12 protein-coding genes are annotated in these 8937 nt (G+C 63.1%); 2 read left to right on the forward strand and 10 right to left on the reverse strand.

The genetic code is table 11. The features are described from left to right. Positions 1–3: 3 nt before the first annotated feature. From rplV to rplC, 6 genes are all read right to left on the reverse strand, one after another. Positions 4–357, reverse strand: a complete 354-nt coding sequence (rplV, locus tag BLT96_RS08590; protein ID WP_090845527.1) for a 50S ribosomal protein L22 — start codon at positions 355–357, stop codon at positions 4–6. Positions 358–374: 17 nt separating this feature from the next. Next, entirely contained in the window at positions 375–635 is a 261-nt protein-coding gene (gene rpsS, locus BLT96_RS08595) for a 30S ribosomal protein S19 (protein WP_090845525.1), read from the reverse strand. Between the two features lie 30 nt (positions 636–665). Continuing rightward, a complete protein-coding gene (rplB, locus tag BLT96_RS08600) occupies positions 666–1502 on the reverse strand; it encodes a 50S ribosomal protein L2 (RefSeq protein WP_090845523.1) in 837 nt (278 codons plus the stop codon). A gap of 136 nt (positions 1503–1638) precedes the next feature. After that, positions 1639–1944: a 50S ribosomal protein L23 gene (gene rplW, locus BLT96_RS08605; RefSeq protein WP_090845521.1), complete on the reverse strand. Its 306-nt coding sequence runs from the start codon at positions 1942–1944 to the stop codon at positions 1639–1641. After that, the gene (gene rplD, locus BLT96_RS08610; RefSeq protein WP_090863623.1) at positions 1944–2570 is read right to left on the reverse strand and encodes a 50S ribosomal protein L4; all 627 of its coding nucleotides are present in this window, start codon (positions 2568–2570) and stop codon (positions 1944–1946) included. Before rplD ends, rplW begins: the two co-directional genes overlap by 1 nt. A gap of 43 nt (positions 2571–2613) precedes the next feature. Further along, the gene (rplC, locus tag BLT96_RS08615; RefSeq protein ID WP_090845517.1) at positions 2614–3234 is read right to left on the reverse strand and encodes a 50S ribosomal protein L3; all 621 of its coding nucleotides are present in this window, start codon (positions 3232–3234) and stop codon (positions 2614–2616) included. A gap of 763 nt (positions 3235–3997) precedes the next feature. On the opposite strand from rplC, the gene BLT96_RS10845 reads away from it, so the two are divergent. Beyond that, the gene (locus tag BLT96_RS10845) at positions 3998–4513 is read left to right on the forward strand and encodes a helix-turn-helix domain-containing protein (RefSeq protein WP_090861460.1); all 516 of its coding nucleotides are present in this window, start codon (positions 3998–4000) and stop codon (positions 4511–4513) included. Continuing rightward, complete coding sequence (locus BLT96_RS08625) at positions 4462–5370, forward strand: IS3 family transposase (protein ID WP_090864125.1); 909 nt, start codon at positions 4462–4464, stop codon at positions 5368–5370. Before BLT96_RS10845 ends, BLT96_RS08625 begins: the two co-directional genes overlap by 52 nt. 83 nt (positions 5371–5453) lie before the next feature. Here BLT96_RS08625 and rpsJ read toward each other — a convergent pair whose 3' ends face one another. From rpsJ to rpsL, 4 genes are read right to left on the reverse strand one after another with little or no spacing between them, the layout of a single operon-like run. Continuing rightward, entirely contained in the window at positions 5454–5762 is a 309-nt protein-coding gene (gene rpsJ / locus BLT96_RS08630) for a 30S ribosomal protein S10 (protein WP_009278409.1), read from the reverse strand. Positions 5763–5812: 50 nt separating this feature from the next. Further along, entirely contained in the window at positions 5813–7906 is a 2094-nt protein-coding gene (fusA, locus tag BLT96_RS08635; RefSeq protein ID WP_090845515.1) for an elongation factor G, read from the reverse strand. Between the two features lie 19 nt (positions 7907–7925). Further along, a complete protein-coding gene (rpsG, locus tag BLT96_RS08640) occupies positions 7926–8396 on the reverse strand; it encodes a 30S ribosomal protein S7 (RefSeq protein ID WP_090845514.1) in 471 nt (156 codons plus the stop codon). Positions 8397–8443: 47 nt separating this feature from the next. Next, positions 8444–8818, reverse strand: a complete 375-nt coding sequence (gene rpsL, locus BLT96_RS08645) for a 30S ribosomal protein S12 (RefSeq protein WP_090845511.1) — start codon at positions 8816–8818, stop codon at positions 8444–8446. Positions 8819–8937 lie beyond the last annotated feature (119 nt).

Below are 8937 nucleotides of genomic sequence, written 5' to 3' on the forward strand. Positions count from 1 at the left end.
CCCCTACGCCTCCTTTCGAGGTGCAACGACGACGGTGATGTGGCTGGTGCGCTTGTTGATGCGCGAAGCGGAGCCCTTTGCACGCGGGCGGATGCGCTTCAGGGTCGGGCCCTCGTCCACGTAGGCAGCCTTGATCACGAGGTTGTCGGAACGAAGGTTGTTGTTGTTCTCGGCGTTGGCCACCGCGGAGCGGAGGACCTTCGCGACGGGCTCAGCGGCCGCGCGGGTCGAGAACTGGAGGACCTCAAGGGCCTGCTCCACGGACTTGTTACGAATCTGGTCGACGACCATGCGCACCTTGCGCGGCGCCATGCGCACGTACTTAGCGGTGGCCTTGACCTCGTTGTTGTTAGCCATTTACTCCATACCCCCTGTTAAGCCTGCTTGTGACCACGGAAGGTGCGGGTGGGGGCGAACTCGCCCAGCTTGTGACCAACCATGGACTCGGTGACGTATACGGGGACATGCTTGCGGCCGTCGTGGACGGCGATCGTGTGGCCAACCATCTCGGGGAAGATGGTGGAGGAACGCGACCAGGTCTTCACGACCTCCTTCTTGCCTGCCTCGTTCATCGCGGCGACACGCGCAAGGAGGCGAGTCTCCACAAACGGGCCCTTCTTGAGACTTCTGCTCATTCTTGGAATCTCCTAATGTTCGTGTTCCGGTTACTTCTTGTTGCGACGACGGATGATGAGGCGGTTCGAGGCCTTCTTCGGGTCGCGGGTCTTGAAGCCCTTGGTCGGCTTGCCCCAAGGCGTAACGGAGGGACGACCGGAGGTGTGGTTCTTGCCCTCGCCGCCGCCGTGCGGGTGGTCGACGGGGTTCATGACGGTACCACGGACGGTCGGACGCACGTTCATGTGACGGTGACGACCGGCCTTGCCGATCACGATGTTGCCGTGCTCGGCGTTGCCCACGACGCCGATGGTGGCGCGGCAGGTGAGAAGGACGCGGCGGAGCTCGCCGGAGGGCATGCGGAGCGCCGCATAGCCGTTGTCCTTACCCATGAGCTGGACGGAGGTGCCGGCGGAACGAGCCATCGCCGCGCCCTTGCCAGGCTGGAACTCGACGTTGTGCAGCAGGGTGCCGACGGGGATCTCGGAGAGAACCGTGCAGTTGCCCGGCTTGATGTCGACGTCCTTGGTGCCAGAGATGACCATGTCGCCCACGTGCAGGCCCTCGGGGGCCAGGATGTACGCCTTGGCGCCGTCGACGTAGTGGAGCAGGGCGATGTTCGCGGTGCGGTTCGGGTCATACTCGATCGTAGCGACCTTGGCCGGCACGTCGTCCTTCTGACGCTTGAAGTCGATCTTGCGGTACTGGCGCTTCACGCCGCCACCCTGGTGACGGGTGGTGATGCGGCCGTTGTTGTTGCGGCCGGCCTTCTTGGGCAGGGGCTCGAGGAGGGACTTCTCGGGCTTGTCGGTAGTGATCTCCGCGAAGTCGGAGATGGTCTGCCAACGCCTGCCGGCGCTCGTTGCCTTCAGATGTCTAACTGCCATTACTGCTTCCCTTTCTTGTCCGTTGGCCGGCGCACCCGGGAATGGCGCGCCGACACCGGATTACCACGGTACCGCGCGTATCCATCATGCGCGGCATGAAAGCCCGGCCTCCAAGGAGGCTCGGGCGAAAAACCACTTACTCCTCAGCAGCAGCCTGCTGGTTTGCGAAGACCTCGATCTGCTCACCCTCGGCGACGGTGACGACGGCCTTCTTCCAAGTGCGGGTCTTGCCGGTGACATAGCGGACGCGCTTGTTCTTCGGCTTCACCCACATGGTGTTGACCTTGAGGACGTGAACGTTGAAGAGCTTCTCGACTGCGTCGGCAATCTCCTCCTTCGGAGCCTTGGCGGCAACCTCGAAGGTGTACTTGCCCTGGGACATCAGGTCGAACGAACGCTCGGAGACAACCGGGCGGATGATGACGTTATAGATGGAGTTCATTACGCGAGCACCTCCTCGAGCTGCTTGGCAACCGCGGTGGACATGACGAGGGCGCCATTGTCGAGCAGGTTGCGGGTGTTGGACTCGGAGACACCGATCACGTTGACCTTCGGGAGGTTCCTGAAGGCGAGGTAGGTGTTGATGTCCTCGTCGTCGACGACGACGGTCACGCGCTTGCCATCGAGGGCAAGGGCGCTGAGAAGAGCGACGGCCTGCTTGGTCTTGGGAGCCTCGAACTTCAGCTCGTCCACGAGCACGAGCTCGCCATCAGCGAGCTTTCCGGAGAGGACGGAGCGCATTGCGAGCTTCTTCTCCTTGTTGTTGGCGCGCTTCGCGTGGCTGCGGACCTGGGGCCCGAAGATGACGCCGCCGCCGACCCACTGGCCAGCGCGGATGGAACCCTGGCGGGCACGACCGGTGCCCTTCTGACGCCAAGGCTTGACGCCGCCGCCGGAGACCTCGTGACGGTTCTTGACGGAGTGGGTGCCCTGACGCAGGGAGGCCTCGTAGGCCACGACGACCTGGTGCACCACGGGGATGTTCGGCTCAATGCCGAAGACGTCGGAGGAAAGCTCGACCTCGCCGGCCGCCTTCCCCTCAACGTTCTTAACTTCGATCTTGGACATTAGTCCTCCTTGTTAGCCTTAGGGTGTGATTACGAACGGGCCCTTAGGCCATGCGGATCGAAACGAGAGCGTTCTTGCCGCCGGGGACAGCGCCCTTGATGAGCATCAGGTTCTGCTCGGCGTCGACACGAACGAGCTTCAGGTTCTTGACGGTGACACGCTCGTTGCCCATGTGGCCAGCCATGTGCAGGCCCTTGCGGACGCGCGCGGGGTAGGCGCACTGGCCGATGGAGCCCGGCTCGCGCTGGTTGCGGGAACCGTGTGCCATGGGGCCGCGGGAGAAGTTCCAGCGCTTGATGGTGCCCTGGAAGCCCTTGCCCTTGGAGGTGCCGGTGACATCGACGGTCTGGACGTCTGCGAAGTCTGCAACGGTGACCTTCTCGCCAGTGGCGTGCTCCTCGCCCTCGGGGACGCGGACCTCGCGCAGGTAGCGCATGGGCTCGACGCCGGCGGCGGCAAAGTGGCCCGCCATGGGCTTGTTCACGTGCTTGGCAGAGACGTCTCCGAAGCCAATCTGGACGGCATCGTAGCCGTCAGTTGCCTTCGTCTTGACCTGCGAGACAGTGCAGGGGCCAGCGAGGACGACGGTGACGGGTACGACGTTGTCGTCCTCATCCCACACCTGCGTCATCCCGAGCTTGCGGCCGAGGATAGTGTTGACCATTCCTGGTCCTTTCCTTCGGTGGTCATGGGACCTTAGAGACGCATCCTGCGCCTCTCCCCAGCGGACCACATCCAACGAGTGCCGTGCGGCATGTCGCCACCTCGCGGGCAGGCGTCCCCTCACAGGTTGGGGACGAGCGATTTAGACGGCATAAGCCATAAAAACACAGCTTGACTAGTGTACACGCTCGGGACCGTGGTAAGCATCCACATTTTTTGCGCCACAATCCCTGCAAAAATCGCAGACTAGACGGCGAGAAGAACTTCGCGTGCCGTGCAGGCGTAGCTCTCGCACGGGAGGGCACCTGAACCCACTCTGAGCGGAGCTTACTCCATGGCGAACTTCCTCGATTTCCGCGAGCCCTAAGTTTTTCGCAAGAGACTATGTGCGCCGCCCACGCGTAGAGGACTCTCGTCCTGCGAACCTCCCCCATTCGTACCGCACGCTCTTCTCGCAAGGAATACTGTCGACGCCGGTGCTTCGCGCTCTTCCACGACCCGTTGACATCATTGTTGAAAGGGATTCCGACCGGCTCTATGGCAACCAGATTCGAAATTGCGTCTTGATGGAACCACCGCAGGCACGAGCCCCAGGTGATGAAGCAAGTTCCCCAAGCGACGCCACCTGAGGATTTGCGTCGCCTCATTCGGGATTTGCGGCCACACGCCCGCTTACCGCGCATGCAAAAGCCCCGCCACTCGAGTTGAACTGCCTCCCATTTCTTGGACAGGGAAATAGAAGTCCGAGAGATGGGAGGCTTTCCATGTCCGTCGACCTGAGATTGAGGCACGACCGGTCGCTGCGCGAGCGCGCAGCCGAGATGTTCGAGAGGGGCCTCGGCTACGGGTCCGTCGCAAGGGGGCTTGGCGTGCCCGCCGAGGCTGTGAGAAACTGGCAGAAGACGTACCGCGCGACCGGGAGGGACGGCCTGCTGAAAATGGGCGAGAAGCACGCGAGATACGACTTCGAGACCAAGGTCGCCGCAGCCAGGGCCGTGGTCGACGACGGGATGGCCAAGCCCGAGGCGATGGAGCGCTTCGGCATCGCGAGCGCGACGCCGCTGAAGCAGTGGTGCAGGCTGTACCGCGGGGGCGGGGCCGAGGCCCTGAGGCCCAAGCCGAAGGGCAGGCCGAGGGGGTCGGGCGCGAAGGCCGCGCCGATGACCCGCGAGCAGGAGCTCGAGCGCGAGGTCAGGAGGCTCGAGGCGCAGGTGGCGTACCTAAAAAAATCGATAGCCCTGAAGGCGGAGCTGCGCTCCCGAACCGGGAGAAGGCCCTAGCGGTCGCCGAGCTTTCAGGGCGGCACGACCTCTCCGACCTCCTCGAGGCCGCCGGCCTCCCCAGGTCGAGCTACTACTACGCCGTCTCGCACCCCAAGGCCCCCACCAGGCCGGAGCTGCGCGCCAGGGTGACGGAGATCTTCGGCAGGCTCCCCAACGGCGTCGGCCACAGGCAGGTGGCGATGGAGCTGCGCGCCGTCGACGGCGCGCGGATAGCGGACAAGACCGTGCTCAAGATGATGAACGAGATGGGCCTCAGGTGCGGCATCCGCCGGGAGACCGACCACCACAGGTACAGCTCCTACAGGGGGAAGGTCGGCGAGACCTTCGAGAACGTGCTCGGCCGCGACTTCGCCGCCGACGGCCCCTGGCAGAAGATGGGCACCGACGTCACCGAGTTCAAGTGCGGGTTCGGCAAGGCCTACCTCGCGCCCGTGTACGACTTCGGCAGCAAGGAGATCGTGGCCTGGTCGGTCTCGGAGCATCCGGACCTCGCTCAGCAGGAGGAGATGCTCTCAATGCTCGTGGCGGCGAAGCCGGAGGGCGCGGCGCCGGTCCTGCACTCCGACATGGGCTGGCAGTACCAGCACGTGTCCTACGTCGCGAAGCTCAGGGAGAACGGCTTCGTGCAGAGCATGTCGCGCAAGGGCAACTGCATCGACAACGGCGCCACCGAGCAGGTCTTCGGCCACCTGAAGGACGAGTTCTACAGGGGCAGGGACTGGGAGACGTTCGAGGAGTTCAAGCGCGACCTCGAGGCGTACATCCACCATTGGAACCATGCGAGGCGCCAGGCCAAGCTGAAGGGCCTGACCCCGATCGAGTTCCGGGACCAGGCCCTCCGGGGGGCCGCCTAGCGGTTATGATTTATCGCGTCCAAGTTTTGGGGCGCAGTTCAGAGTGAGCGGCGGGGCCCTTCAGCGCATTAGGTCGCTAATGCTTAGAGCTTGATCTCGATGTCGACGCCAGCGGGAAGGTCGAGACGCATGAGCGAGTCGACGGTAGAGGAGCTGGGGTCGAGGATGTCGATGAGGCGCTTGTGGGTGCGCATCTCAAACTCCTCGCGAGAGTCCTTGTCCTTGTGCGGCGAGCGGATGACCGTGTAGAGGTTGCGCTCGGTCGGCAGGGGGATAGGACCAGAGACGCGGGCACCGGTCTTCTGAGCGGTGTCGACGATGAGCTTCGCGGACTGGTCAACGACCTCGTGATCGTAGCCCTTGAGGCGGATCCTGATCTTCTGGCTTGACACTTCTAATACCTCCATCAAATGGCAGCCTGAGCTACCGTTGGCTACTTAACTTAGGCGTTGACGCCACTCTTTGCGACGATCTCGTCCTTGATGTTCTTCGGGACGGGCTCGTAGCTGGAGAACTGCATGGTGTAGGACGCGCGGCCCTGCGTCTGGGAGCGCAGGTCGGTCGCGTAACCAAACATCTCGCCCAGGGGCACCTTGGCGCGGATGAGCTTGGTGTTGGCACGGTCCTCCATGCCCTCGATCTTGCCACGACGGCCAGAGAGGTTGCCCATGACATCGCCCATGTACTGCTCGGGCGTCTCGACGGTGACCTCCTCGACGGGCTCGAGAAGAACGGGGTCAGACTGCTGAAGAGCGTTCTTGATCGCCATGGAGCCTGCGATCTTGAAGGCCGCCTCGGAGGAGTCGACCTCGTGGTAGGAGCCGTCGACCAGGGTGACCTTGATGTCCTGGACGGGGTAGCCAGCGATAACGCCGGACTCCAGCGCCTCCTGGATGCCCTTGTCGACAGAGGGGATGTACTCCTTGGGGACGGAGCCGCCGACGGTGCCGTCGACGAACTCGTAGCCAAAGCCCGGCTCCATCGGCTCGAGGTCGATGATCGCGTCGCCGTACTGGCCGCGACCGCCGGACTGACGGACGAACTTGCCCTGGACGTGGCTCACGGCGTGGCCAGCGGTCTCGCGGTAGGCGACCTGCGGCTTGCCGACGTTGCAGTCGACGTGGAACTCGCGACGGAGACGGTCGACGATGATCTCAAGGTGAAGCTCGCCCATGCCGGCGATGATGGTCTGGCCGGTCTCGTGGTCGGTGTGGACGCGGAAGGTCGGGTCCTCCTCGGCGAGCTTGGCGAGGCCAACGGACATCTTGTCCTGCTCGGCCTTGGACTTCGGCTCGACGGCGACGTCGATGACGGGGTCAGCAAAGTCGATGGACTCGAGCACGATGGGGTGCTTCTCGTCGCAGAGGGTGTCACCGGTGGAGGTGTTCTTCAGGCCGACGCAGGCGACGATGTCACCGGCGGAGCACTCCTCACGGTCGACACGGTCGTTCGCGTTCATCTCGAGGATGCGGCCAAGGCGCTCGCGGCCGTCCTTGACGGAGTTGTAGACGTAGCTACCAGCCTCCGCCTGACCAGAGTACACGCGGATGTAGGTGAGCTTGCCGACGAACGGGTCGGTCATGATCTTGAAGGCAAGGGCCGAGAAGGGCTCCTTGACGTCCGCGTGACGGACCTCGTCCTCGCCCTCGAGGTTCTTGCCGTCAATCTCCTTGACGTCAAGCGGGCTGGGCAGGTAGTCGACGACGGCGTCCAGAAGCTCCTGGATGCCCTTGTTCTTGTAGGCGGAACCCACGAAGACGGGGTTGAGCTCGTTGGCGATGACGCCCTTGCGGATGGCGGCCTTCAGCTGATCGACAGGAACCTCCTCCTCCATGAGGATCTTCTCCATCAGGTCGTCGTCGTAGTTGGAGGCTGCGTCCAGGAGCTCCTCGCGCTTCTCGGCGGCAATGTCCTTGAACTCGTCAGGAATCTCGTCCATGGGCTCGGGGTAGATCATGCCCTTGGCGTCTTCCTTGAAGTCCCACGCGGTGTTGGTGACGAGGTCGATGAGGCCCCAGAAGTTGGACTCGGAGCCCATGGGGATCTGGGCGGCCACGGCGTTGGAGCCAAGGCGCTCCTTCATGGTCTCGATGGCGTGGAAGAAGTCAGCGCCGACGCGGTCGTACTTGTTGATGAAGGCGATGCGCGGGACGTTGTAGTTGGCAGCCTGACGCCAGACGGTCTCGGACTGCGGCTGGACGCCGGCAACGGCGTCGAAGACCGCGACGGCACCGTCGAGGACGCGCAGGCAGCGCTCGACCTCTGCGGTGAAGTCAACGTGGCCCGGGGTGTCGATGATCTGGATGACGTGGTCCTTCCAGAAGCACGTGGTTGCGGCGGAGGTGATGGTCACGCCGCGCTCCTGCTCCTGAACCATCCAGTCCATGGTGGCTGCACCGTCATGGACCTCGCCGATCTTGTGGGTCTTGCCGGTGTAGTACAGGATGCGCTCGGTGGTAGTCGTCTTACCAGCATCGATGTGGGCCATGATGCCGATGTTGCGAAGGTCTTCGAGCTTGTACTTAACTTTTGCCATGTGTCGCTACTCCCCTGGACTAGAAGCGATAGTGCGAGAACGCGCGGTTGGCCTCTGCCATCTTGAAGAGGTCCTCACGGCGCTTCACGGAAGCGCCAACGCCGTTGGCCGCATCCATGATCTCGTTGGCGAGGCGCTCCGCCATGGTCTTCTCCTTGCGGGCGCGGCTGAAGTTGACGATCCAGCGGATGGCGAGGGTCGTCGCGCGACGAGAGTTGACCTCCATAGGAACCTGGTAGGTAGCGCCACCAACGCGCTTGGGCTTGACCTCGAGGGTCGGGCGGACGTTGTCCATGGCCTTCTTGAAGGTGGCCAGGGGATCGGAATCGGTCTTCTCCTTTACGAGGTCGAAGGCACCGTAGACGATGCGCTCGGCGGTGGCCTTCTTGCCATCCAGGAGGACCTTGTTGATGAGCTGGGTCACGAGACGGTTGTTGTAAACGGCGTCCGGCTGGACCTCACGACGGACTGCTGCTGCACGACGCGGCATGTTGTATCTCCTAAAAACTCGTAGCTAATTCAGATGGGACCTTGCGGCTAGTTCTTTGGGCGCTTTGCGCCGTAGCGGGAACGAGCCTTCTTGCGGTCCTGAACTGCCGCGCAGTCATAGGCGCCGCGGATGATCTTGTAACGGACACCAGGCAGGTCGCGAACACGGCCGCCACGAATCAGGACGATGGAGTGCTCCTGCAGGTTGTGGCCCTCGCCCGGGATGTAAGCGGTGACCTCGATGCCGTTGACCAGGCGGACACGCGCGACCTTACGAAGTGCAGAGTTAGGCTTCTTGGGGGTCGTGGTGAACACACGGGTGCAGACGCCACGCTTCTGGGGGTTGTGCTGGAGGGCGGCGTTCTTGGACTTGGCCTTGTGGGAGACGCGACCCTGACGGACGAGCTGGTTGATAGTAGGCAAAGCTTCTCTCCTTAATAGGATCAAACGGAATTTGGTGCGCGAGCACCTATGTATCAGAGGCAACGCAGCACCGCTACCTCGGATTGTTGGGGACAGATACCTGCGACTTTGCCCTGGAA

The sequence above is a fragment of the Parafannyhessea umbonata genome (assembly GCF_900105025.1).
Classification (GTDB): Bacteria; Actinomycetota; Coriobacteriia; order Coriobacteriales; family Atopobiaceae; genus Parafannyhessea; species Parafannyhessea umbonata.

What these genes read in the sequence shown, in the direction of transcription:
- rplV (WP_090845527.1), bottom strand. Translation starts at nt 357, where the DNA reads ATGGCTAACAACAACGAGGTCAAGGCCACCGCTAAGTACGTGCGCATG.
- rpsS (WP_090845525.1), bottom strand. Translation starts at nt 635, where the DNA reads ATGAGCAGAAGTCTCAAGAAGGGCCCGTTTGTGGAGACTCGCCTCCTT.
- rplB (WP_090845523.1), bottom strand. Translation starts at nt 1,502, where the DNA reads ATGGCAGTTAGACATCTGAAGGCAACGAGCGCCGGCAGGCGTTGGCAG.
- rplW (WP_090845521.1), bottom strand. Translation starts at nt 1,944, where the DNA reads ATGAACTCCATCTATAACGTCATCATCCGCCCGGTTGTCTCCGAGCGT.
- rplD (WP_090863623.1), bottom strand. Translation starts at nt 2,570, where the DNA reads ATGTCCAAGATCGAAGTTAAGAACGTTGAGGGGAAGGCGGCCGGCGAG.
- rplC (WP_090845517.1), bottom strand. Translation starts at nt 3,234, where the DNA reads ATGGTCAACACTATCCTCGGCCGCAAGCTCGGGATGACGCAGGTGTGG.
- BLT96_RS10845 (WP_090861460.1), top strand. Translation starts at nt 3,998, where the DNA reads ATGTCCGTCGACCTGAGATTGAGGCACGACCGGTCGCTGCGCGAGCGC.
- fusA (WP_090845515.1), bottom strand. Translation starts at nt 7,906, where the DNA reads ATGGCAAAAGTTAAGTACAAGCTCGAAGACCTTCGCAACATCGGCATC.
- rpsG (WP_090845514.1), bottom strand. Translation starts at nt 8,396, where the DNA reads ATGCCGCGTCGTGCAGCAGCAGTCCGTCGTGAGGTCCAGCCGGACGCC.